19 protein-coding genes are annotated in these 24908 nt (G+C 30.7%); 14 read left to right on the top strand and 5 right to left on the bottom strand.

The window, feature by feature from the left end; genetic code table 11:
• Positions 1-15 precede the first annotated feature (15 nt).
• Complete coding sequence (locus tag bsdtw1_RS18550; protein WP_183279012.1) at positions 16-1194, top strand: trans-sulfuration enzyme family protein; 1179 nt, start codon at positions 16-18, stop codon at positions 1192-1194.
• 298 nt (positions 1195-1492) lie between these two features.
• Here bsdtw1_RS18550 and bsdtw1_RS18545 read toward each other — a convergent pair whose 3' ends face one another.
• Together bsdtw1_RS18545 and bsdtw1_RS18540 are read right to left on the bottom strand one after the other, a co-directional pair.
• On the bottom strand, positions 1493-2110 hold the full coding sequence (locus bsdtw1_RS18545) for a permease prefix domain 1-containing protein (RefSeq protein WP_183279011.1): 618 nt from the start codon (positions 2108-2110) through the stop codon (positions 1493-1495).
• Positions 2077-2433: a PadR family transcriptional regulator gene (locus bsdtw1_RS18540; RefSeq protein WP_183279010.1), complete on the bottom strand. Its 357-nt coding sequence runs from the start codon at positions 2431-2433 to the stop codon at positions 2077-2079. Before bsdtw1_RS18540 ends, bsdtw1_RS18545 begins: the two co-directional genes overlap by 34 nt.
• A 257-nt stretch (positions 2434-2690) precedes the next feature.
• Here bsdtw1_RS18540 and spoVAC point away from each other — a divergent pair, with 257 nt between their 5' ends.
• The 7 genes from spoVAC (at position 2691) to bsdtw1_RS18505 (ending at position 12338) form a co-directional block, all read left to right on the top strand.
• Positions 2691-3164, top strand: coding sequence for a stage V sporulation protein AC (gene spoVAC, locus bsdtw1_RS18535; protein ID WP_183279009.1), 474 nt, complete (start codon positions 2691-2693; stop codon positions 3162-3164).
• Positions 3165-4166 (top strand): stage V sporulation protein AD, encoded by a 1002-nt coding sequence (gene spoVAD, locus bsdtw1_RS18530; RefSeq protein ID WP_183279008.1) that lies wholly within the window; start codon positions 3165-3167, stop codon positions 4164-4166.
• 19 nt (positions 4167-4185) lie between these two features.
• Positions 4186-4539, top strand: a complete 354-nt coding sequence (spoVAE, locus tag bsdtw1_RS18525) for a stage V sporulation protein AE (protein WP_183279007.1) — start codon at positions 4186-4188, stop codon at positions 4537-4539.
• Between the two features lie 189 nt (positions 4540-4728).
• On the top strand, positions 4729-6825 hold the full coding sequence (locus tag bsdtw1_RS18520; protein WP_183279006.1) for a thioredoxin domain-containing protein: 2097 nt from the start codon (positions 4729-4731) through the stop codon (positions 6823-6825).
• Between the two features lie 463 nt (positions 6826-7288).
• A complete protein-coding gene (locus bsdtw1_RS18515) occupies positions 7289-10252 on the top strand; it encodes an ABC transporter substrate binding protein (RefSeq protein WP_183279005.1) in 2964 nt (987 codons plus the stop codon).
• 367 nt (positions 10253-10619) lie between these two features.
• Positions 10620-11669: a DNA polymerase IV gene (locus bsdtw1_RS18510; protein ID WP_183279004.1), complete on the top strand. Its 1050-nt coding sequence runs from the start codon at positions 10620-10622 to the stop codon at positions 11667-11669.
• Positions 11670-11765: 96 nt separating this feature from the next.
• The gene (locus bsdtw1_RS18505) at positions 11766-12338 is read left to right on the top strand and encodes a class I SAM-dependent methyltransferase (protein ID WP_183279003.1); all 573 of its coding nucleotides are present in this window, start codon (positions 11766-11768) and stop codon (positions 12336-12338) included.
• Positions 12339-12430: 92 nt separating this feature from the next.
• Here bsdtw1_RS18505 and bsdtw1_RS18500 read toward each other — a convergent pair whose 3' ends face one another.
• From bsdtw1_RS18500 to bsdtw1_RS18490, 3 genes are all read right to left on the bottom strand, one after another.
• The gene (locus bsdtw1_RS18500) at positions 12431-13726 is read right to left on the bottom strand and encodes a transglutaminase domain-containing protein (protein ID WP_183279002.1); all 1296 of its coding nucleotides are present in this window, start codon (positions 13724-13726) and stop codon (positions 12431-12433) included.
• Positions 13727-13757: 31 nt separating this feature from the next.
• A complete protein-coding gene (locus tag bsdtw1_RS18495) occupies positions 13758-14630 on the bottom strand; it encodes a CorA family divalent cation transporter (protein WP_183279001.1) in 873 nt (290 codons plus the stop codon).
• Between the two features lie 272 nt (positions 14631-14902).
• Positions 14903-15613 (bottom strand): HAD family hydrolase, encoded by a 711-nt coding sequence (locus bsdtw1_RS18490; RefSeq protein WP_183279000.1) that lies wholly within the window; start codon positions 15611-15613, stop codon positions 14903-14905.
• A gap of 434 nt (positions 15614-16047) precedes the next feature.
• Here bsdtw1_RS18490 and bsdtw1_RS18485 point away from each other — a divergent pair, with 434 nt between their 5' ends.
• From bsdtw1_RS18485 to bsdtw1_RS18460, 6 genes are all read left to right on the top strand, one after another.
• Positions 16048-17484: a glycoside hydrolase family 1 protein gene (locus tag bsdtw1_RS18485; RefSeq protein WP_183278999.1), complete on the top strand. Its 1437-nt coding sequence runs from the start codon at positions 16048-16050 to the stop codon at positions 17482-17484.
• Positions 17485-17957: 473 nt separating this feature from the next.
• Positions 17958-19274, top strand: a complete 1317-nt coding sequence (locus tag bsdtw1_RS18480; protein ID WP_183278998.1) for a hemolysin family protein — start codon at positions 17958-17960, stop codon at positions 19272-19274.
• A 384-nt stretch (positions 19275-19658) separates the two neighbouring features.
• Positions 19659-21794: a family 2 glycosyl transferase gene (locus tag bsdtw1_RS18475; RefSeq protein WP_183278997.1), complete on the top strand. Its 2136-nt coding sequence runs from the start codon at positions 19659-19661 to the stop codon at positions 21792-21794.
• Between the two features lies 1 nt (position 21795).
• Positions 21796-22203: a response regulator gene (locus bsdtw1_RS18470; RefSeq protein WP_183278996.1), complete on the top strand. Its 408-nt coding sequence runs from the start codon at positions 21796-21798 to the stop codon at positions 22201-22203.
• Between the two features lie 10 nt (positions 22204-22213).
• On the top strand, positions 22214-23380 hold the full coding sequence (locus tag bsdtw1_RS18465) for a HEAT repeat domain-containing protein (RefSeq protein ID WP_183278995.1): 1167 nt from the start codon (positions 22214-22216) through the stop codon (positions 23378-23380).
• Positions 23373-24779, top strand: a complete 1407-nt coding sequence (locus bsdtw1_RS18460) for a glycosyltransferase family 2 protein (RefSeq protein ID WP_244638186.1) — start codon at positions 23373-23375, stop codon at positions 24777-24779. The genes bsdtw1_RS18465 and bsdtw1_RS18460 overlap by 8 nt, the downstream gene beginning before the upstream one ends.
• The last annotated feature ends 129 nt before the right edge of the window (positions 24780-24908 follow it).

Below are 24908 nucleotides of genomic sequence, written 5' to 3'. Positions count from 1 at the left end.
TTGGGGGATTTATAAATGAAAGGCAATTTTAGTACAAGACTCACTCACTTAGGAGAAAAAAGTCCTAAATCAGTTTCAAGATCCAAGACTATTCCAATATCAATGACTTCAGTATTTGTGTTTGATGATGTAGAAACTCTTGATAAAGTTTATGATAACGAAGAAGAAGGGTATGTTTACTCAAGAAATGGTAATCCAGGACATGATGCTTTAGAAGAGATAATAGCAGGAATAGACGAAGCAGAAGATGCGCAGGTATTTTCATCTGGAATGGGAGCCATAGCAATGTCGATAGTTGCTAATGTAAAGGCTGGAGATCATATAATAGCAGCAAGTGTCTTATATGGTGGAAGCTACACCTTTTTAAAGCAAGAACTTGCAAAATTTAATGTTGAAGTAACATTTGTAGATGTGGTAAATGAAAGTATTGAACAATATTTTAAACAAAATACTAAGGTGGTATATGTGGAAACTATATCAAACCCATTGATGGAAGTTATTGATATAAAAACTATATCAGAATTGTCGCATAAACATGGTGCAAAGCTTATTGTTGACAATACTTTTGCTACGGGAGTAATATGCCAGCCGTTAAAGCTTGGGGCAGACATTGTTGTATATAGTGCTACAAAGTATATATGTGGACATAGCGATGTTACTGGAGGCATTGTAGTTGCAGACAAAGAGAATGTAAACAGCATAAGAAATACAGGTGCTTTATATGGTCCTATGATGAGTCCTTTTGATGCTTGGCTTTTAATAAGAAGTTTAAGAACTTTAGAACTTAGATTAAAGAAGCATTCAGAGAATGCATTAAAGCTTGCTGAATACTTAGAAAAACATGAAAAGATAAAGAATGTATACTACCCAGGTCTTAAAAGTTCACCTTACTTTGAGGTGGCAAAATCACTATTCAATGGAGATGACTTTGGAGGTATGCTAAGTATTGATGTCATAGACGGAGAAAGAGGAGCTTATGAATTAATAAGAAATCTTGAAAGTATAAAATTCGTTCCAAGCCTTGCAGGGGTAACAACTTCTGTCTCATATCCAGTAAAGACATCTCATAGGGCATTAACGGATGAGGAACTTAAAAAAGCTAATATATCTAAAGGGCTGATAAGAGTTTCTGTTGGACTTGAAGATATTGATGACATTATTGCAGAGTTTGACAAGGCCTTAGCAAAGATATAGAGGAGATTGACTCATAATCTGGTAGATTACTGATTTTTTGAGTTAGAATGCTTAGGATATAGAAATTGTACAGAATAATGAAAAGCACTTGAATTTATTTATTATATAAACTCAAGTGCTTTTCATAATTTATATATTTCATAAAATTAAAAGATAAGGTTTTATTTAAGAAAATTGTTAAAATTAATTGGTTATACAGGAGAAGTTAGATTAATTCTTTGCGTAAGTTCATTAAAGCGTTGGATGAATAACCCGTTAATTTCAGTATAATACCTTTAAAAGTGTCAAACATAAAAGTCTAGTTACGAGTTAGAAGTTTTATGTTTATCATATAGAATTTATTAACTGATACTAGAAGTATATATCCAATTAAGCCTCCTAAAAAGCTACTTATAGAAATTGATATGATATAATTTATTCTTATTGAAGACATCATAAAAAAGCTAAATAATATAATAACATTTATAGTCAACGGTAATGCAAGTAATAAAAGCTCAAGCTTCTTCTTTGATTTTGAGAATATTACTGGTACCCAATACCCCAGTGGTATAAAGATCATCATAAAAAACACTGATGTAGACAATAAGTTAGAACTTAAAGCCAAATCTATTCCAGGCATAGGGATTTTGTTGCCAATTAGGATAAGTGATATAATTAGTAATAGTCCAAACAGCAGAGTTATTCTGTTTCTATAATTTGAAAGAGAGTTCATTATGTTTAATTTCAGTTGTTTTACTTCGCCAAAGCTATCTATAGACTTTCTTACAGCTTCAGCTTCTGAGTATCCTTCAGACATGTATTGAAGTTTTAATAACTCTAAATGGTCTTTAAATTCTGATATTAGTTCTAGTTTTCTTTTTTTACTTATCTTTAAATCTGCTACTATAGAACTAATGTATCTATCAAGCTCTTCCATGAAAATCCCTCCCTACAATTATTAATCAGCTTATTTAGTAAATCCCACTCGCTAAGTTTTTGTGACAACTTTTTTCTGCCGTTATCTGTAATGCTGTAATATTTACGTCTTCCACCATTTTCTGAACTTAACCAATAAGAATGAATAAGCTCCTTTTTTTCTAATCTTTGCAGTGCAGGATATAAGGTTCCTTCACCCATACTATAAAGTTCATCACTTTTCTCTTTTAACTTTTTTGCAATTTCATAACCGTATAAGTCTTCTTTTTCTATAAGTGATAACAGAAGTATATCAATACTTCCTCTCATAAGTTCTTTATCCATAATTAACTCCTGTTTAAGTTATTTTTTACCATTATATAATATAATACATCGTCACACAAGGTATAGTTTGATAATTTGCAAAGTTTAGGTTAAGACGTTAGTTATGTTTTTAATTTACTTAATAAAAGATTTATTATGATTAAAGAAAAAATGCCTATCAAATAAGTTTTAGGTATACTGCATAATTAATCCTGAAAATTGAAAGATTAATTTATAAAAGGGAAATTATATTTAGTAGATTAGAAGGTGTTAGTTAAATGGGCAAAAAGAAAACGTTAACGGATATCCAGAAGGAATATCAAGAATTTGCAAAGGTTAGAGAGCCGAAGCGTCCAGTTATAAAAAATTGTTTTAAGGCCTTTTTAGTTGGTGGAATTATATGTACAATAGGTCAATTTCTTCAAGTTATATTTATTAAATTTTTTGGGTTTACTCAAGAAACTGCAGGAGGGCCTACTTCTGCTGTACTTATAATTATTTCTGTTTTGCTTACGGGATTTGGAGTATATGACCATATCGCTCAATGGGCTGGAGCTGGTACTGCAGTTCCAGTAACTGGATTCGCCAATACTATTGCATCTGCGTCTATAGAACATAAGAGTGAAGGTTATGTTCTTGGAGTAGGAGGAAACATGTTTAAATTATCAGGTTCAGTAATTGCTTTTGGAGTATTTTCTGCGTTTGTTGTTGCGATAATTAAGTTGACTATCAAGTGGCTAGGGGGCTTTTAAATGCTTAAGGGAAGAGAAACTTGGATTTTTGAATCAAAACCAGTAATAATCTCATCTTCTGCCATAGGAGGTCCATTTGAAGGAAAGGGAGCATTAGCAGAAGATTTTGATTTTACTCATGATGATATATGGGTAGGAGAAGAAAGTGTAGAGAAAGCAGAGAAGAAATTATTAGAGCAATCCTGTAATACTACAATGAGTAAGGTAAATATGGAAAAAGAGGATATACAATTTTTTATAAGTGGAGATTTAATGAATCAAATTATATCTAGTAGTTTTACTGCGAGATCACTGGAAATCCCATTTCTAGGTGTATTTGGGGCGTGTTCAAGTTCTATGGAAGGGCTAGCATTGGCATCTTTGCTGGTTGATAGCAAGGCGGCTGAGTTTGTATTAACTGGAGCATCAAGCCATAATGTAGCGGTTGAGAAACAGTTTAGGTATCCAACAGAATATGGTGCTCAAAAGCCTCCTACTGCTCAATGGACCGTAACAGGAGCTGGAACTGCACTTGTGGCTGCACAAGGTGATGGGCCAAGGGTAACTTCTGCAACAATCGGAAAAATAGTTGATATGGGAATTTCTGACCCATATAACATGGGAGCTGCTATGGCTCCAGCAGCTGTAGATACTATTGAAAAACATTTTAAAAATTTAGATATAGACCCATCATACTACGATTTAATAGCTACAGGTGATTTAGGAAAAGTGGGGCATCAAATTGCTGCAGATCTATTAAAGAAACATGGCATGGAAATGCCAAGTGATAGATTTACAGACTGTGGACTTATGATTTATAAAGATGACCAACCAGTTATGGCTGGGGCAAGTGGGTGTGGATGTACCGCTACTGTTACCTATGGTCATTTAATTAAACGTATGAAAAAAGGTGAGTTAAAAAGAATACTAGTTATAGCTACAGGAGCATTGTTATCCCCTTTATCTTATCAACAAAAAGAGAGTATTCCGTGCATTGCTCATGCAGTATCTATTGAGATGTAGAAGGGAGAGTTTGAGGGATATGATGACTTTTTTTTGGGCTTTTATAATTGGTGGACTTATTTGCGTCATTGGTCAAATAATGATGGATGTATTTAAGCTAACACCTGCTCATACTATGAGTACTTTAGTTGTAACAGGCACTATATTAGGTGGATTAGGATGGTATGATCCTCTGGTTAAATTTGCAGGAGCTGGCGCTTCAACACCTATAAGCAGTTTTGGAAATTCACTTGTAAAAGGTGCTTTAATGGAAGCTGAAACAACTGGGATAATTGGAGTTCTTACTGGTATCTTTGAGATCACAAGCTCAGGTATCTCTGCTGCAATAATTTTTGGGTTTATGGCAGCCATTATATTTAAGCCAAAGGGGTAGTTATTAAAATGAAGCGAAAATAAGTTGGTATAGAACAATTAAAGCTATCAAGTAATATCTGATGGCTTTTTATTGCACAGAAATGTATATGATTTTCAAGCTAACTAAACCTAGATATTTTAATGCTTTAATGATTTTAAATAAAATTCTTAAATATAGCCAAAATAAATAATGAAATAAGGTGATTAAATGTATAATGGTACATTAACGGGTATAAGAACTAATAAGCTAGTAGATGAAAAAAGTCCTTATCTTTTGCAGCATGCCTATAATCCAGTAAACTGGTATCCGTGGAATGAAGAAGCCTTTGAAAAGGCAAGATTAGAAGATAAACCTATATTCTTAAGTATAGGTTATTCAACTTGTCATTGGTGTCATGTTATGGCTCATGAAAGTTTTGAGGATGAAGAAGTAGCAAAACTTATGAATGATACTTTTATTTCGATAAAGGTAGATAGAGAAGAGAGGCCTGATATAGATAATATTTATATGACTGTATGTCAGATGCTCACAGGAAGTGGAGGTTGGCCTTTAACTGTAATAATGACCCCAGATAAGAAACCATTCTTTGCAGGTACATATATACCAAAGACTAGTAAGTACGGAAGAATAGGAATGATTGAACTTACAAATAAAACTAAGGAACTCTGGAGTCAAGAGAAAGATAGACTTTTTGATTCAGCAGAACATATATCACAAAGAGTTAAAGAGGCTACAAAAAATTCTCCTGGGGATTTATTAGGTAAAGAAGTTATTGATCTTTGCTTTAAACAGCTTAGTAATAGCTATGATAGTAAGAATGGAGGATTTGGTAACTCTCCTAAGTTTCCAACACCTCACAATCTATTATTCTTAATGAATTATTATCGTATAAATAAGGAACAAAAGGCATTAGATATAGTTGTTAAAACTCTAGATAGTATGAGTATGGGGGGAATCTATGATCATATAGGTTATGGATTTCATAGATATTCCACTGATGAAAAATGGCTGCTTCCTCATTTTGAAAAAATGCTTTATGATCAAGCTATGCTTACTTTAGCATATACAGAGTGTTATAACATCACAAAGAATACTTATTTTAAGGAGATTGCAGAGAGTATACTAGAATACTGTAATAGAGTATTATTGTCAAAAGAAGGAGCGTTTTATTCTGCAGAAGATGCAGATAGTGAAGGAGAAGAAGGTAAGTTTTATGTATGGTCTATAAAAGAATTAAGAGATATATTAGATGATCAAGAACTTGAGCTTTTAAGTAGAGTATATAATTTAAAGGAAAGTGGGAATTTTAAGGATGAGGCAACTAGAAGATTTACTGGCTATAACATACTTCACCTTAAAGAAAAATTAAGCGAAGTTAGTGAAGATAAGTATGATGATAACTTAAATAGTACTTTAGATAAAATAAGAAAAACTTTATTTAAGAAAAGAGAGCAAAGAGTACATCCTCATATGGATGATAAGATATTGACGGACTGGAATGGTCTTATTATAGGGGCCTTAAGTAGAGCTGCAGCGATATTCAATAGGGAGGATTTAGCTAAAGCTGCTTCAAAATGTGCTGATTTCTTTATTGGTAGCATAGAAGACAACGGAAGTTTATTTCATAGATATTGTAAAGGCCAATGGAATATATCAGGCAATGTTGATGATTATAGTTTTATGATATTTGGGCTGATAGAGCTTTATGAAGCTACTTTTAATGATAGATATCTTAAGAAAGCAATTGACCTAATGAATGAACAAATAAAGAATTTTTGGGATGATGAAGGTGGTTTTTATTTCACCTCATCAAATGAAGAGGAAGTACTTACTAGGATAAAGGAAATATATGATGGAGCCATACCTTCTGGAAATTCTATTTCCTTCACCAATCTTTTTAGACTTAGTAGGATAACTGGTGAAACAAAGTATGAAGGATATGCAGAGAAGCTTCAAAAAGCATTTTCTGACATTATAGAAGAAAGTCCAATAGCTTATACTCAAATGGTGTCAGGAATACTTTTATCTCTTAGTAAAAGCGAAGAAATAGTTGTAGTAGGTGATATTAACTCAGATGAGTTTAAAAATTATATAAGTAATATTAGGTCAGTGTGTACACCTGCTTCAGTAATAATTGCAAAGAATGCTAATGAATCTAATCCTATGATTCATGAAATAGCAGATTATACAAGATACCAAGACAGAGTGGATGGCAAAACAACAATATACATATGTAGGAATTTTACTTGTAATGAGCCAGTAACAAGCTTAAGTGAAGCAATAAGTATGATTGGTAAAATATAATAAGGAGCTTTTATTTCAATTTAGGTTAGATAAATGATATTTATATTTAAAATACTATAGCAATATTTCAGGTCTTTTTTGTAGTGATTAATCACTGAAAAAAGGCCTGAAAAGCTTTAATACTTTCCCCATTAACATTATATGAATATTTTAACAGGGTAGAAAAATATTTTTCGTACGATAATGTTAATAGGTGAACTACTTCAATCCGAAATCTATTTTTAAAACTCTCATGGCTTCTGGTGAGAGAATTTAAAAATACAAATTTTATTACGAAGTGGTACATCCATACATAAAAAGATAAGATTATAAAGGCTAGTTTAATAAATAGATTAAAGTAATTAAAAAATAATTAATGTTAATAGACATTATTTTTCATATAGATTATAATATTTATAAATAATATGAAATTAATGTCAAAAAATAAGTGAATTTGTCTGCAAAGAAAGAAGGTGGAGTAGGAGTGTTTTATAACAAAAACTTTAAGAGAAAGAAAATTTTCAATATATTTATAATAAGTTTTATAAGTTTTATGCTTCTAGGGTTTTTGGCTTCTTTTATAAATCCACCAGTAACAAATGCAGAACAGCAGGAAAAAAGTATTTTACTTATAAATTCCTATGATAGTACTTATACATGGACAATAGATGAAACCAATGGGATTTTAAAAAAGTTTAAAGAAGCTGACCCAAAATACAAGGTCTATGTTGAATATATAGATTGGAAGAATAGTCCGTATAAAGAAAACTTGGACAAGTTTAAGGAATTAATTAAATCTAGATATAAAGATAAAAAAATAGATTTAGTGATGACAACTGATGATGCTGCCTTAGATTTTTCAGTGAAAAATACACAGGAGATATTTGGAGATGTACCTATTGTCTTTTCAGGGGTATTTGATGAAACTGCTAAAAGAATCACAGACGGATACAGCAATGTTTATGGAGTATTTGAAGAAGATGATATTAGCGATACAGTAAAATCTGCAATACATATATATCCAAAGGCAAAAAAAATGTATGTGATCCATGATAATACTGAAACTGGTACAGCATCTTTTAAGGAAGTAAAAGAAGAATTAGATGAACTAAATATTAAGATTGATGTACAGGGAGTTAGTGATTTATCAGTAGATAACTTAGAAAAGAATATTCCTGTAATAGATAAGGACAGTATTGTGCTTGTCACAACCTACGCAAGAGATAATGAAGGAAAAACTGTGCAAAATGAAGAATTAACAAGCTTTTTAAGTGGAAAACTATCTGTACCTATATTTGGTATTTATAAAATGGATTTAAATCATGGAATTATTGGTGGTAGCTTACTTGACGGAGAAGAACATGGATCAAGTGCAGCGGAACTTGCTATCAGCATTATGAATGGAACTTTACCTTCTACCAATATATTTGAGGATAGAAATGCTATTTCAAATGTATATGATAATAATATAATGAAGAAGTTTAATATTTCAAAAGATCAATTACCAAAAGGTAGTATTGTAGTAAATGAAGAATTTTCTTTTTATAAAACTTATAAGCATCTAGTATGGGGAGTTATATCAATTATATTTGTACTAACAGCCTTAGTAACAATATTAATAATAAATGTACTAAGAAGAAAAAAGGCTGAAGATAATCTGAGAAAAAATAATTATGAGTTATCTGAACTATATGAAGAATTAGCAGCTTCAGATGAGGAACTTAGATATCAGTATATAAAGTTAGAGGAAAATAGAGATACTATCCAAAAAAATGAGGAGATGTACAAGTTAGTATTTGAAACAGCTAACGATGGATTATGGGAGATTAATTTAACAACTGGAGAAAGATATTTTTCAGATAGATGGTATGAGATTTTTGATTTATCAAGCGAAGAACTTAAAGATATGGATGAATGGTATAAGATAGTGCATCCTGATGAAAGACATACAGCTAGAAATCTTATCTTGGAAGTAAGTGAAGGTATAAGAGACAGTTTTTCATATGATTTCAGGATAATGAAAAAGGATGGTAAATATAAATGGATTCGTGCTATCGGTAAGTCGATGAAGGATAAGTACGGCAAGCCAGTTAAGATTGTTGGTTCACATTCTGATATTCATGAGAAAAAGCTCCAAGAGGATCAGATTAAAAGATTAGCTTTCTTTGATTCTCTAACTGGATTACCTAATAGAATAGAAATATCAAGACAATTTGGTGAGCTTATAAAAGAAGATAATGAGAGAAATATAGCTGTAATATTTATGGACTTAGATAACTTTAAAAATATCAATGATTCTTTTGGTCATACCATAGGAGATGATTTGTTAATACAAGTTTCGAAAAGAATCAAGTCAGCAACTGGAGATAAGGGTATAGTTTCGAGGCATGGAGGAGACGAATTTTTGATTCTATTACCTAATGCTGTAGATAAAGAATTTATAAATTCTTATATAGATGACTTATCGAAAAAGTTAGGTAATAATATATCAGTAAATGGCGTCAATGTAATAACGTCAGCAAGCTTTGGAGCTGCAATGTATCCGAAAGATGGACAAGATTTTGAGGAGCTTTTGAAAAATGCGGATACAGCAATGTATAAGTCAAAAGAAGCAGGTAAAAGAACCTTCACCTTCTTTGAAAAATGGATGAATGATAATATTCTTGAAATGCTTATAATGGAAAATCAATTGAGATTAGCGCTAAATAAAGATGAATTTGTACTTCATTTTCAACCTAAAATATCGTTAAAGGATTCACGAATAGAAGGCTTTGAAGCTCTGATAAGATGGAACAGTGAAACTTTAGGATTTGTTTCTCCATTTAGATTCATAACATTAGCTGAAAAAACAGGCATAATCATACAAATTGGTAGATGGGTATTAGAAAAGTCCTGTGAGTTTATAACAAAAATTCATAACCTGGGGTATAAGGATATCAATATATCATTAAACGTATCAGTGGTTCAACTTCTACAAGATGATTTCTTAAACATGGTAGAAGGTATTATCGCTAAATCGAGAGTTGATTCGCAATTTATTAATTTAGAAATTACAGAATCTATACTTATGGAATCTATAGACAAAAACATAACTAAGTTAAATAAGCTTAAAGAAAAATCAATAAAAATATCCTTAGATGATTTTGGTAAGGGATATTCGTCCTTAACTTATTTAAAAGATATGCCTTTTGATACTTTAAAGATAGATAAGGTATTTATAGATGAATTATGTTCTGATGATGCAAGTAAAACAAATGAAAGTATAGTAGGTGTAATAATACAGCTTGCGCATCAAATGGGATTAAATGTAGTTGCCGAAGGAGTGGAAACGGAAGAACAATATAATTACCTAGTGAATAATAAATGTGATATTGTACAAGGTTATTACATATCCAAGCCAGTACCTGAAGAGCAAGCACTAGAACTACTAAAAAAATATAATTCTTAATAAATCTAAAAAGTTCCTATATTTAATTTAATTTGTATATGTAAATATACAAATTATAGATTAATATAGGAACTTATATCTATTAAAAAATGCTATGCCTAAGAATATTGTTGAAATCATATTAATTCTTTGTGAAAGCTCATTAAAACATTGGATGAATAACCATTTGATTTTAGCATAGACTTTAACAATGTCTAAAAAAATTAAAATTATGTGGAAACATGTGTTCTTTTTGGTATAATAGTTATGTTATTAAATTCTTCTTTTTTATTCTTTAACTTATATTATGTTCTAAGTCGTTACACATATTATCTATACGCATAATTAAGTTATAAGGAACTAAAGAATAAAAAAAGGGAGTGTTCAAGTGGATACTGTAATAATTCACGTAGATATGGATGCTTTTTTTGCTTCAGTAGAAGTACTAGATAATCCTAGTTTAAAAGGTAAGCCAGTTATTGTAGGGGGAACATCAAATAGAGGAGTAGTGGCTACATGCTCTTATGAAGCAAGGCGTTTTGGTGTTAGGAGTGCTATGCCTATATTTATGGCAAAGGAATTGTGTCCTAATGCAGTGTTTGTCAAACCAAGATTTTGGAGATATAAAGAAATTTCTAATAATATATTTAATATATTTCGTGATATTACTCCTTATGTTGAGCCATTAAGCATAGATGAAGCTTATTTAGATATAAGTTATATAAATAAAAATCCTATAGATATAGCAAATTATATTAAAAATAAGGTTAAAAAGGACATTGGGCTTACATTATCTGTTGGTATATCATACAATAAGTTTTTGGCTAAACTTGCATCTGATTGGAATAAGCCTAATGGTCTTAAGATCATAACTAAGGAAATGGTGCCCAAAATTTTATTTCCCTTACCTATAAACAAGATATATGGTCTTGGCTCGAAGTCGGTGAAAAAGTTAAATAATATAGGAATCTTTACTGTGGAGGAATTATATAAACTCCCTGAGAATATATTTATAGAATACTTCGGCAAATTTGGACATGATATATATGATAGGATAAGAGGCATAGATAATAGAAAGGTCATAACATCAAGAGAGAGAAAATCTATAGGAAAAGAGACTACTCTTAGAGTTGATACAGATGAGATAGAGGAGCTTAAAGAATATATAAAAGAGTTTTCTTCAGATATAAGTTCTATACTTAAAAATAAAAATGTTAGTGGGAAGACTATAACACTTAAAATAAAAACATCATCATTTGTTAACCATACTAAAAGCAGAACATTAAACAGCTATATAAGAGAAGAAAATGATTTGTATAACGAAGCTATAGATATATTAGAAAATCTACAATTGCAAGAGAAAATAAGGTTAATAGGATTATCAATATCATCCTTGAAAGAGGATACAATAGAGCAAATGTCTTTTTGGAGTAAATAAATTTATATTTAGTCTATAAATAAGAAAAAATGGAGATAATCGTTATAGGATATTTGCATCTGAAATTATAAACTTCTTGGGAAGGGGATTTTATATATGGAACATAAATTAAATATAGAAAGCAGCGCTATACATCAAAATGATTTGACAAAGCTTGAAGCTTCGCCTTTTGAGATTTTGATGAAATTCGGTGTAAGTGAAGAGGATGTTGTTGCAGACATAGGCTGCGGAAGAGGTAACTTCACTATACCTTTAGGAAAAATAATAAATAAGAATAAGATTTATGCTTTGGATAACTCAGAAAAGATGTTAGATGAAGTTGATAAAAAAGCCATGTTTAGTGAATTGAATAACATAATAACAATTAAAACTGATCATAACAATCTTAAACTTGAATCTTCTTCCATCACTTTCGCATTAGCTTGTAATGTAATTCACGAAGTAGAAGATAAGCAAGCTTTCTTAGATGAGATTAATAGAATGTTGAAAAGTAATGGTAAGCTTGCTCTTTTAAATCATTCAATTCAATGCGAAGAACACCAGATTAGAGCTAAAGATCTAATATCAATAGAAGTCATAAAAGAGTTATTAGCTATGACTGGGTTTAAAGTTGAAGAAGTTTTTAATTTCGATGGAACAAGTTATGGCATCCTAGCAACAAAGCTATAAAGCAAAGAGACTGAAATCATAAGGATTTCAGTCTCTTTGCATATGGATGTACCACTTTATAATAAAGTTTATATACTACAAGATAATATTCATTATTTATAGCTTACGAAAAACTCCATTACAGAAGAATTTTGATCGTAACTGTAAGAAAAACCTTTAGAATTATTTATATAATTTAATTCAGGATGCTTAGATATTACATCTACTAGTGCATTTGGTGAGAAGGTATTAGTATCATAACTGCTTGTCTTACACATTATTGTAGTTTGTTTTTTTGATAGACCGTTATAAATTATATTATAAAAGTCATTTTGATTATTTGCGAGCAAGTTATTAACTTTAAAGTAGTTTGCTGCCGTATTATTACAAGCAGGGTAATTGGTTTTAGTCCAACTATGATCTCTGGATATCTGAGCATCTGTTACGTTAAAGTAGTTATAACTTAAGAGGTTTCCAGATTGGGATATTGGATCATCAAAGGTTGCATCCATGTGATAGTAAGCTCCGTTTATACTAACAAGATTCCATGCATGGGGTACACCATTCGCAGTTCCAGTAATGATTTTATTACTTACTCCTGCTGCGTTTAAAAGTCTATACATAGCCTCAGAATAACCCTGGCATACTGCAACTTTTTTAATAAATACTCCATAGGCTGTAAAAGAATCATCAGGAAGAGAATTAAGCTCAAGATTTTTATAGTCATAAACAGTGTTATTTACTACATAATTATGAAGAGCTAATTCTTTTTCATAATCATTCATTCCTTGTTTTATAACTGAAGAAATTATGGATTGGACTCTTGAATTTACAGAATTAATTTGTGAAGTAAAACCATCTTTTCCTGCTTTATAGTTGAAGTGTAGAACTACATTATTTCCAGTAGTATTGTACTGAACATTTTCAAGATACCCTGCGTAGCCGGTTTCACTAGCAACCCTTAAAGCAAAATCAACAAGACTTCCATTAATTGAAATCTTAGATAGATCAACTGATATATCAGTTCCGGTTTCAATACCTTTTTTTATAGCATCATAAAGTGCTGATTCTGTTGAAGCATTAACTTTTGACGCATTGTTAGTATTTATATTAGAAGATTTGCTTGAAGTTACTGAATTTACAGCTGATCCAGAAGTGTTTTTATCGACTGGCGGTTGAGAAGTACTAGTTGAATTTTTTACATTTGAGCCGCCGTCTTTATTAGAAGTAGCACCATTATTTGTAGTAGCTTTTGAAGAATTATCCTCAGGTGGATCGTACTTTATGATGTTAGGTTCATTGCTTTTATTAGTACTTGTGGCTACAACTTGGTTCTTGGTACAACCATATAATAGAGTATTTAGTGTTAATAAAGTGCAAAATATTAAAGATAATTTTTTTATATTCATCTAAAGTTCACCTCTTTAATACCTATATTACTTATAGATATTTCTTTTTTCTAAAATATAAAAATTCAATGATTGCTATAACAACTGCTAATAAGAAAGCAAGTAAAAGACCAAACTTATTTGAAAGTAAAGGCATATTCTCGAAGTTCATCCCAAAGACTCCGGTAATTATGGTCAATGGAAGAGTAAATACTGTTATAAAGGTTAAAAGCTCCATGGTTTTATTCATCTTGTTAGCAGAAATAGAGTTGTATATATCAATGCAGGAATAAATAGAACTTTCAACATCTTCTACTATTTGAAGAGTATGATCGAAAGAAAAAAATACTTTATTGAACAGTAGTTCCTCTGAAAGCTCGTCCTCTAAATAGTTAACCATAGACTTATAATAAGTGGTGTATCTCTTAATAAGTGATACAATCTTTTTTTTCTTAAGGATTTGTTCCATTTCTATTGTTTTCTCTGAAATTGCATTTTCAAAAAGTTCTTCTATAGCTTCATTTAATCTCATTAACTTATCGCTATAAACAAATGATAGATATTCAAATAAGTGAAGTAATAGTGACTTTGAGTTTATATTTATGTCAGTAATTAATTTTTCTTTTAGAAATTCAATACATGACTTGTCTTTTACATTTAAAATCAAAGTATTTTTATATAACACAGCTTCTAATATGTATTTACTATGGGTATTCAAATATGGAATACTTAAGAATATGGTGTTTTTATCCTTATGAATTATATCTCTACTTATTGTGTTTATATTATTCTTATGAGGACTCCTAAAAAAGGCCTCACTCTTATCTTGCGATATATATAAAAGTATATTTTCATCAATGTCTTTTAGGTTGTCTATTATTGTATTATCTACAGCATGTCCATCTTTGTAAAAAATATGAGCCATTATGCACCTCCAAAAAGAAGAATGTATCTACTGCCAGATTTTCCTCATATACATTGGGAAAGGCAGATGAGTAAAAAATTCACTGAAGAAAATCGCTTCAGCCACTTTTTTACGGGGAATCTCTATATAGATAATTATATGATAAATATAATTTAGTAACAACTATGATTATTATGGGAGTTGAGAATAGAAGATAAAAAGTTTTATACATATATAAGACTCCTTATATGATACTAGCTTCTATTGATCATATGAGGAGTCTTATATATTATTTAAACTAATTTTGGAAGGTTTTCAGCAAATTTATAAAAGTCTTCATATGTACCTTTATGGTCTGAATTAGCTTCATCTTCAGATCTCTGTAGTAGGTTATCAGTTATTAGATAAGTCTCAATTCCTAGCTTACCAGCAACCATATCTTCTTCTACGTCATTACCTACCATCATGCAGTCAGTGGCTTTTTTTCCTAAATCATTTAGTATTTCTTCATAGAACTTAATTTGTGGTTTGCAGTAATGATTCTTTTCATATGAAGATATATAGATAAAGTCACTAGCATTTAATCCTGCCCATCTTATCCTATGAAGTATTGCTTTAAGTGGAAAAAGTGGGTTTGTTGCTATAACCAGTTCATAGCCTTTTTCCTTTAGTAGGGCTACACTCTTTTGTATATAATCATTTTCATATACAGCTTTTTTAGCATTTAAAAAACCTGTATCATAAAAACTATAAAATCTTTCTTTATATATATCTATGTCTGCATCTATTCTTGTTGCAAAGTCTTCCATAAATACTTCTTCATTAGTTTTTAAATCTAAGTTTCTTACCATGGCTTCGGTAGAGGCCCATACATTTTTAGCTAAAGTTTTTCCATCAATAAGATCTGCAAGGTATATAGCCATTTCAGTAAAGTATATTTTTGTGAATTCATCCGTGTCCATAGGTAGCAAAGTTCCATCTAAGTCAAATAATATAGTATTCATAAAATTCTCCCATCTAACCTTTTATTTTTAATGTGTTTAAATTAAGTTGATGATACATACAAAAATCATTTAATTCTAGTTGCTCGTTCATACAGCATCCTCTGTAGCATCAACTTAATTTCTATAATAATTAAACATAAACCAATTTAATCAATATAACTTTTAACAATAACTATATAGATTTATGCATTGAAATTGATTTGTAAAAGTCTGGTGCTTTAATAAAGTTTATAAATGTACATAGATACTTGTATAAACCGAAAGAAAGCATAATAAATATTATAATAAAATAATTTTATTAATACAATATTTTTGTAACAGCTTGTTTTTAGAAAAAACAAAATGTCTATACTAGTTAACATGTTACTATTGTTGCTGTAATTGTTTACTGATAAATTTTTTAATTATAAAATGAGGTAAAAGGAGTGGTGATTGTGATATACGAAAAATTAAGTAAATTTCCAGATAATTTTCTTTGGGGATCAGCTTCAGCAGCATATCAAGTAGAAGGTGCATGGGATGAAGATGGTAAGGGACCTTCTGTATGGGATATATATACTAAACTACCTGGAACTACATATATGGGAACAAATGGTGACGTTGCAGTAGATCATTATCACAGATATAAAGAAGATGTTGCCCTTATGAAAGAAATGGGATTAAAGGCCTACAGATTTTCTATAGCTTGGAGCAGAATTTATCCAAATGGAAAAGGCGAAGTTAATGAAGCAGGTTTGAAATTCTATGATGATCTTATAAATGAACTGATTGCAAATGACATAGTGCCTCTTATAACTATATACCATTGGGATGTTCCTCAAGCATTGATGGATGAGTATGGTGCATGGGAATCAAGAGAAATAATAGATGACTTTAATGAATATTGTATAACTTTATTCAACGCTTATGGAGATAGAGTAAAGCATTGGGTTACTTTAAATGAACAAAATGTATTTATAGGTCTAGGATATGGTACAGCTTTACATCCACCTGGAGTAAAGGATCAAAAGAGACTTTACGCAGCAAATCATATTGCATTTTTAGCAAACGCTAAAGCAATACAATCTTTTAGAAAACTAGTTCCAGACGGAAAGATAGGACCAAGTTTTGCTTACTCACCAACATATCCAGCAAGTAGTAAGCCAGAAGATATATTAGCTTTTGAAAATCATGAAGAGCTAACTAGTCATTGGTGGATGGACGTTTATGCTAAAGGTGAATATCCAAAAGCGGCATATAAATATTTAGCAAGCAAAGGCTTAGCACCAAAGATAGAAGAAGGAGATATAGAACTTCTTAAGAGTGGTACTCCTGATTTTATGGGTGTTAATTATTATAGATCAGCTACTGTGGAAATGAATCCATTAGATGGTGTTGGAGAAGCTAAGATGAATACTTCAGGTAAAAAAGGAACTACGCAAGATAGTGGTATCCCAGGAGTATTTAAAACTAAAAGAAATGAGCATCTAGAGGCTACTAACTGGGATTGGGAGATAGATCCTGAAGGCTTAAGAATAGGGCTTAGAAGAATAACTAATAGATATGGATTGCCTATATTGATAACAGAAAATGGACTTGGCGAATTTGACAAGTTAGAAGAAAATGATGTTGTTAATGATGATTATAGAATAGCTTATTTAGAAGCACACGTTAAAGCTTGCAAAGAAGCAATAACTGACGGGGTAGAACTTATAGGTTACTGCACTTGGTCTTTCACAGACCTTTTAAGCTGGCTTAACGGGTATCAAAAACGTTATGGTTTTGTCTATGTAAATAAGGATGAAACTGGAGACAAAGATTTAAGAAGAATCAAGAAGAAGAGTTACTATTGGTATAAAGAAGTAATAGAAGCCAATGGTGAGAATGTATAAAAGTATCACTTCACAATTGGATAAGTGAGAGAATTTAAAAATAATAAGTTTATTACTAAGTGGTACATCCATAGAAGTGAAAAATTATAAATAGCAAACCCTTATAGTTAATATATAATAAGTTCCAAACTTGAACTTGCACCTATTAGAGGTAGGCTAAGAATACTATATTCTTACCTATATCTAGTAGGTGATTTTTTTCATTTATGGATGTACCACTTCGTATTTGAATTTATATTTTTAAAACTCTCACCAGAAGCCGTGAGAGTTTTAAAAATAGATTTCGGTTCGAACTGGTACATCTATAGTACCTACTTGAATTATGGACTAGATTTAGAAAGTGTAAGCAGGATAAACTGTATATTAAGCATTTGAGATAAATTATTAGACAATTCTAAGAATTTTTCGAATTTGAAAGATTTCATTAGCTATGATATCATTATAGCTATAATGTTTTAGGAGGTATTAAAAGTATGGACCCGAGCCCGTATGGTAGTATTTTGTTTCAATTATTATTAATAGTGTTTTTAACACTTATCAATGCTTTTTTCTCATCTGCAGAAATGGCTATAATTTCTTTAAATAAGAACAAGGTTAGAAATCTTGCTGAAAAAGGAAATAAGAAAGCCTTATCTTTAATAAAACTTTTGGACGAACCTAGTAACTTTTTGGCAACTATACAAGTTGGTATAACCCTTGCAAGCTTTTTTGCTAGTGCATCTGCTGCTACAGGAATAAGTGGTGAGTTTTCTGTATTCTTAGAAAAGTTTAATATACCATATAGCAGTCAAATATCTTTAGTGGTAATAACTATTTTATTATCATATTTCACACTAGTATTTGGAGAACTGTTCCCAAAAAGAGTTGCCCTTCAGAACTCAGAAGCAATAGCTATGTTTTCTGTAATGCCGATCGTATTCGTTTCAAAAGTAAGTAGCCCCTTTGTAAAATTCCTTTCAGGATCAACTAATTTATTGCTAAGACTTGTTGGAATTGATGGTAAAAACTTAGAGGAAAAGGTTTCTAAAGAAGAGATAAAGTCCTTAGTTCAAGTTGGACAAGAACATGGTGTTATAAATGAGACCGAAAAGGAAATGATAGAAAGTATAATAGAATTTGATGACAAGCTTGCAAAAGAAGTAATGACTCCAAGAACGGAAGTATTTTTATTGAATATAAATACTCCTATAAGAGAAATATCTTCTAAGCTATTAAATGAAAACTTCTCTAGAGTTCCCGTTTATGAAGGTCATATTGATAATATAATAGGTATACTATATATGAAAGATTTCTTCTTCCAGGCCAATAAGACAGGGATAGATAAGATTAACATTAGAAGTATATTAAGGACTCCTTATTTTGTTCCTGAAACTAATAATATAGATACTCTGTTTAAAGAACTACAAGACTCTAAGAATCATATGGCTATTCTTATAGATGAATATGGTGGATTCTCAGGAGTAGTATCTATAGAGGACTTAATAGAAGAAGTTATGGGAAATATCTTCGATGAATACGATGAGAATGATAATGAAAGTGAAATTAAAAAGTTAGATAATAACACTTATTTAATAGATGGACTTTTATCAATAAATGATGTTAATGAACATCTACATTTAGATATAGAAACTGACAACTTTGATACAATAGGCGGATTTCTTGTAAGTATGATAGGAAAGATCCCTAAGAGTGATGAAGAAAAAATAGTTGAATATAAAAATGTCATGTTTAAAGTAGAAGAAGTTGGGGATAAAAGAATTAAAAAGATAAAAGCTTGCATGACAAGATAATATTGATTTTTTAGATTAGTTAAAAACCTTTGTTGAAAGACAAAGGTTTTTTTATTTTTTTAGACCATTCATAATACAATAAGATCTTTGGACAAGTATATGGAGAGGCGTAAGAAGTAATATAAGTTAAAGAATAAAAAAAGAAGAATATGTCGCCTGTAAGATTCTTCGCATACGTTCAGAAAAGGCAGATGCGCAAAAAGTCGCATCAGCGATTTTTTTATTCTTCATACTTACATGGACCAATCTGCTTTAGAACATAATAATATTAGGTACAGTTAAAGTACGGAGTTTTCCAAAAGAATTTATAGGAATGTATATTGAGATTTTTATATATGTAAACACGGTGTTTTAAACAGTGGAGGTGTAAGGGGGGGATTTAGAATGAAGAAGTTTTTAGCAGTGGTAATAACCTTAGCTATTCTTAGCTTTTCAATATGGAAGTTTGGATATATAGTTAGGAATAAGTTTTCTGTTTATAGAGAGGATAATATAAAATTTATTACTAAAGTGGATACAAAAGATTTTTATATCTATGAACTAGGAAAGTGGAAAAAAAGTTTTATAAAAGGTGTAAATATAGGAGCAGCTAAGCCAGGTAGTTTTCCAGGGGAACTTGCAATAACTAAGGAAGAATATAAAAGATGGTTTAAATATATAAGTGAAATGAATGCTAATAGCATAAGAGTATATACTATTCTAAAGCCAGATTTTTATGAGGCTCTTTATGAATACAATAAAGAGTCTATTAAACCTTTATATCTATTTCAAGGCATTTGGATTAATGAAGAAGATATTGCAAATATAAAAAATGCAGAAGATCCAAAAATAAAGAAGCAAGTAAAAACAGATATAAAAGCATTAGTAGATATAATTCATGGAAAGGCAGAATTGCCAGAAAGAAAAGGCTATGCTAGTGGGATTTATAAAAAAGATATATCCGATTATGTCGTAGGATGGATACTTGGTATAGAGTGGGACCCTGAGTTTGTATTAAATACAAATGCTATTAACAAAGATAATGTTAGTTACGATGGGAAGTACCTATATACCAATAATGCATCTCCTTTTGAAAAGTTTCTTTGTGAGTTAGGGGATTATGTTATAGAGTATGAGTCCACAACCTATAAGATGCAAAGGCCAACTAGTTTTACTAATTGGGTAACCACAGATATGTTGTCACATCCAAATGAACCTTTATCAACTGAAGATATAGCGGTAGTAAATCAAGAGCATATAAAGAGTAAAAGTTCTTTTAAACCTGGATTATTTGCATCTTATCATATATATCCTTATTATCCTGATTTCATGAATTATCAACATGAATATGCGCAGTTTAAAGATCCGAATGGAAAGTCAAACACTTATAGAGCTTATTTAAAGGATCTTAGAAAACAACATACAACTCCAGTGCTTGTAGCTGAGTTCGGTATTCCTGCATCTAGAGGAAAAGCTCATGAGAATATACATATGGGATTCAACCAAGGATACATCGACGAAAAAAGCCAAGGAGAAATGAATAAGTTTATGTTGCAAAATATATATGATGAAGGATATTGTGGAGGGATCGTATTCACATGGCAAGATGAATGGTTTAAAAGAACTTGGAATACTATGGATTTTGATATTCCGGAGAGAAGAGCCTATTGGTCAAACCCTCAAACCAATGAGCAAGAATTTGGAGTTTTAGCCTTTGACCCTGGGAATAAAGATAGTGTATGTTATGTTGATGGAAAGCCTGATGAATGGGAAAATAGCAAGCTTTTAGCTAAGGGAAGTGATTTTAGCGTTTATGCTAGGCAGGATGAGAAATATTTATATATATATGCAAAAGTAGATAATTTCAATCTAGAAAAAGATAAGTTTATTATTCCAATAGACGTAACTCCGAGTTCAGGAAGTTTATCACTTAAAGATACTGATATAAGTTTTCAAAGACCAGTAGATTTTATTATAAATATTGACGGGAAAAGTAATTCTAGAATTATGGTACATAGCTATTACGATTCTTTCTATTATCTTTATGCAAAACAATTGAAAAAGATAGATAGAAATACAGCATTTGAGATCAAAGATAACAATATATTTAATCCAATGTATTTATGCCTTAATAAAGAGCAGTTATTACCTCAAGATAAAGTTGTAATACCTCTTTCAAAGTATGAAACTGGTAGATTAACTTTCGGTGATGGAAATCCTAAACATAATGCATTTAACTCATTAACAGATTTTAATGTTAATGGAGATAACATTGAAATAAGAATACCATGGCAATTATTAAACTTTATGGATCCTTCTACAAAGAGCATAATGAATGACTTTTATATTTATGGTATAAAAGCTACAAAGATTGATGGTATATATTTGGGAGGAATTCATGTAAGCAATAATAAAGCTATAAATAGTAATGAGATGGGATATTTCAGCTTAAGTGAATGGAATAATCCAAGTTTTCATGAGAGGCTTAAGCCTTCCTATTACATATTAAAAGAGGCATTTAAAGATATAGGAGGACAGTAGATTGAAGAATAAATCACTTTTAATGGCGAGCCAAGATGATAAAATGACCGCAGGAAGAATCTTAATTGTCGATGATGACGTAACCTTAACTTCAATAATGGTTAGTAGATATAAGAATAGGAATTACTCTGTTGCAGTTGCTGATAATGCAAATGCAGCTCTAGTATTAATGAAGTATGCCCTGTTTAATCTTCTTATAATAGATTTTTACATGGATACCATGTATGCAGATGAATTTATAAAAAAAGTTAAAAGGATAGATAATAATATTAACATAATAGTCTTGTCAGCCCAAAAGTCAACTGAAAATGCAAAGTATCTTTTAAAAATAGGAGCAAGTGAAATTGTTAAAAAGCCATTTTCACCAAAAGAGATGGATGAAATCATAAAAAAGTATATAAAAGAATGATGGTGAATTCATGGAACAGTATATATATTATTCTATAATTTTTTTTAGCACTATAGTAGCATTCCTTTATGTGTATATAATAGTGGAAAAAAGTATAGAAAAAATAGCTAGAAAGCAGAGAGCTAGGTATGAAAAACAGTTAATTCCTGAGATAGACTCTATAATTAATAAAGTAATAGATACTGAAACTGCAAATGATATTAGCATTGATGTAAAGAGACTTAAGAAAATACTAAGGAATAGTATAAGAAAAGATATAGTAGAAGAAAGAATAAGCTATTATCTTGAAAACTTCACGGGTGAATTTAGAGAAGTCTTAATACGATTTTGCGAAGATTACAAAATTGTAGAAGAGGAATTGAAAGACTTAAATACGAGAAATATATATAAGAAAGCATTGTGTTGCAAAAGGTTGGGAGAATTAAGAAGTAAAAAGGCTACAAAAGATTTGTTAGAACAAATTCCAATATCTATACAAGATATAAAGTACAATGCTCTTTTAGCATTAGCTAAAATAGGCGATGAACAGAGTTTTATAGATGCTTTCTCAAAGATAAATGGATCAATTCTTCTAAGTGAACGGAGCCTCATTGAAATAATAGATAGCTTTGAAGGAAATAAAAATTTTGTATATTCAAAAATGATAGATGTAGAAGACGAATTTATAAGTTCGCTATTTATAAAATCTGCCGGTAATTCATTAGAGTACACTTTGATAGAACAAATAGCAAGATATTTAGAAAGTAGTTCTAAAGAAAGAAGGATATCAGCTATTAAGGCTTTAGGTAATATGAAAGATACTCGTTATATTGATAAAATCTCTAATCTCTTAGACGATGAAGGTTGGGAAATCAGGGCTTTGGCTGCTAAAACTCTGGGAAGATACAGTGATATAAATGTCATACCTAAGTTAATTAACAAATTATCTGATAGGCAATGGTTTGTGAGATATAATTCTGCTGTTTCTATACTAAAGTTAGATGAAAGTTTAAAGTATGTTCATAAAGTATTTGAAGGGCAAGATAGATTTGCTAAAGATATAATAATATCGGCTATGGAAGATACTGATTTAATGTCAAGAATATTTGATAATGAAAACCATAGATACTATGATGAAAAATTAGCTTTACTCGTAAAAAACTACATTGATAATGGTGGTGAAACAGAAGATGGGTGATATCTTAAGAAAAGTAATTTTAGCGTTTAACCACTTTATCTTATATTATGTCCTTATTGTTAATGGAATCTATTTTATTCAGCTTATATTATCAAGTTTTAACTTGTATGATTATATAAGAAAGATGAGATATTCGAGCCACAAAAAGTATAGTGAATCAGATAATATGATTCCTATATCAGTATTAGTCCCAGGATATAATGAGCAAGAAACCATAGTCGATAACATAAAATCTCTGCTAGCCTTGAATTACCCTACATTTGAAATAGTAGTAATTAATGATGGTTCTAAGGATGAAACTCTAGAAAGAGTAATAGAAGCATTTAAGCTTAGAAAGGTTTACCAACCTATAAGATATAGGGTTGCTACTAATGAGATAAAAGCAGTATATAAAAATATAGATATACCTAAGCTAGTAGTAGTGGATAAGGTGAATGGAGGAAAGGCTGATGCTTTAAATGCTGGAATAAATATATCTAGATATCCGGTATTTGCATCTATTGATGCTGATTCAATATTAGAAAGTGACTCTTTAGTAAGAGTGATAATGCCCTTTGTAGAGGATAAACTCACAATAGCTGTAGGAGGAATAGTGAGGATTGCAAATGGAAGCACAATAGATAATGGAAAGATAAAAGACATAAGGTTACCTAAAAATAGAGTAGCCATGTTTCAGATTGTTGAGTATCTTAGAGCATTTTTAACCGGTAGAATGGGGTGGGATGCAATTGATGCTTTGCTTATAATATCAGGAGCTTTTGGAGCATTTAAAAAAGAGAGTGTTATAGAAGTTGGGGGGTATACTGTTAAGACTATAGGTGAAGACATGGAGCTAGTGGTAAGGCTTCATAGAATTATGAGAGACAGAAAAGAGAAGTATAAGATAAAATTTATACCAGATCCAGTTTGCTGGACTCAGGCTCCTGAGAAATTTAAGGATCTAAGGGTACAACGACGAAGATGGCAGATTGGACTTATGGATAGTTTGTTCAAGCATAAACGATTACTTTTTAATCCTAGGTACGGAAAGATAGGTATCTTAGCAGCTCCTTATTTTTGGGTGTTTGAGATGATTGGACCTGTAGTGGAAGTAGTAGGATACGTATTTATTCCGTTATCTTATTTTTTTGGAGTGCTTAATGTTAGGTATTTCCTGCTTTTTTTGGCTTCATCTATACTATATGGAGTTATACTTTCCATAGGTGCGATACTACTGGAGGAATATACTTTTAATAAATATCCGTCAATATGGCAGCTAATAAAGCTAACCTTCTATGGAATAATAGAGAATTTCGGATATAGGCAAATGACTACTCTATATAGATTGGAAGGTATAATAAAATTTAGAAAACTAAAGGGAAGTTGGGGAAGCATTAAGAGAAAAAAGTTTCAAGGTTGAAACAATATATAAAAATGTACCACTTCACTACAAAATCTATTTTCAAAATTCTAATGAATTCTGATGAGATAATTTAAAAGATAGATTTAATTACGAAGTGGTACATTTTTTATTCTTTATTACGTTATA

Origin of the sequence: Clostridium fungisolvens (assembly GCF_014193895.1) — a bacterium.
In the GTDB taxonomy this organism is placed as follows: Bacteria; Bacillota; Clostridia; order Clostridiales; family Clostridiaceae; genus Clostridium_AR; species Clostridium_AR fungisolvens.
This window is presented reverse-complemented; position numbering and strand designations above follow the sequence as displayed.

Bases quoted from the DNA above. Each gene is read 5' to 3' on its own strand.
- spoVAE (WP_183279007.1), top strand. From the start codon at position 4,186: ATGATGACTTTTTTTTGGGCTTTTATAATTGGTGGACTTATTTGCGTC.
- bsdtw1_RS18540 (WP_183279010.1), bottom strand. From the start codon at position 2,433: ATGGATAAAGAACTTATGAGAGGAAGTATTGATATACTTCTGTTATCA.
- bsdtw1_RS18475 (WP_183278997.1), top strand. From the start codon at position 19,659: ATGAAGAAGTTTTTAGCAGTGGTAATAACCTTAGCTATTCTTAGCTTT.
- bsdtw1_RS18500 (WP_183279002.1), bottom strand. From the start codon at position 13,726: ATGAATATAAAAAAATTATCTTTAATATTTTGCACTTTATTAACACTA.
- bsdtw1_RS18495 (WP_183279001.1), bottom strand. From the start codon at position 14,630: ATGGCTCATATTTTTTACAAAGATGGACATGCTGTAGATAATACAATA.
- bsdtw1_RS18465 (WP_183278995.1), top strand. From the start codon at position 22,214: ATGGAACAGTATATATATTATTCTATAATTTTTTTTAGCACTATAGTA.
- spoVAC (WP_183279009.1), top strand. From the start codon at position 2,691: ATGGGCAAAAAGAAAACGTTAACGGATATCCAGAAGGAATATCAAGAA.
- spoVAD (WP_183279008.1), top strand. From the start codon at position 3,165: ATGCTTAAGGGAAGAGAAACTTGGATTTTTGAATCAAAACCAGTAATA.
- bsdtw1_RS18520 (WP_183279006.1), top strand. From the start codon at position 4,729: ATGTATAATGGTACATTAACGGGTATAAGAACTAATAAGCTAGTAGAT.
- bsdtw1_RS18490 (WP_183279000.1), bottom strand. From the start codon at position 15,613: ATGAATACTATATTATTTGACTTAGATGGAACTTTGCTACCTATGGAC.
- bsdtw1_RS18460 (WP_244638186.1), top strand. From the start codon at position 23,373: ATGGGTGATATCTTAAGAAAAGTAATTTTAGCGTTTAACCACTTTATC.
- bsdtw1_RS18545 (WP_183279011.1), bottom strand. From the start codon at position 2,110: ATGGAAGAGCTTGATAGATACATTAGTTCTATAGTAGCAGATTTAAAG.
- bsdtw1_RS18550 (WP_183279012.1), top strand. From the start codon at position 16: ATGAAAGGCAATTTTAGTACAAGACTCACTCACTTAGGAGAAAAAAGT.
- bsdtw1_RS18480 (WP_183278998.1), top strand. From the start codon at position 17,958: ATGGACCCGAGCCCGTATGGTAGTATTTTGTTTCAATTATTATTAATA.
- bsdtw1_RS18505 (WP_183279003.1), top strand. From the start codon at position 11,766: ATGGAACATAAATTAAATATAGAAAGCAGCGCTATACATCAAAATGAT.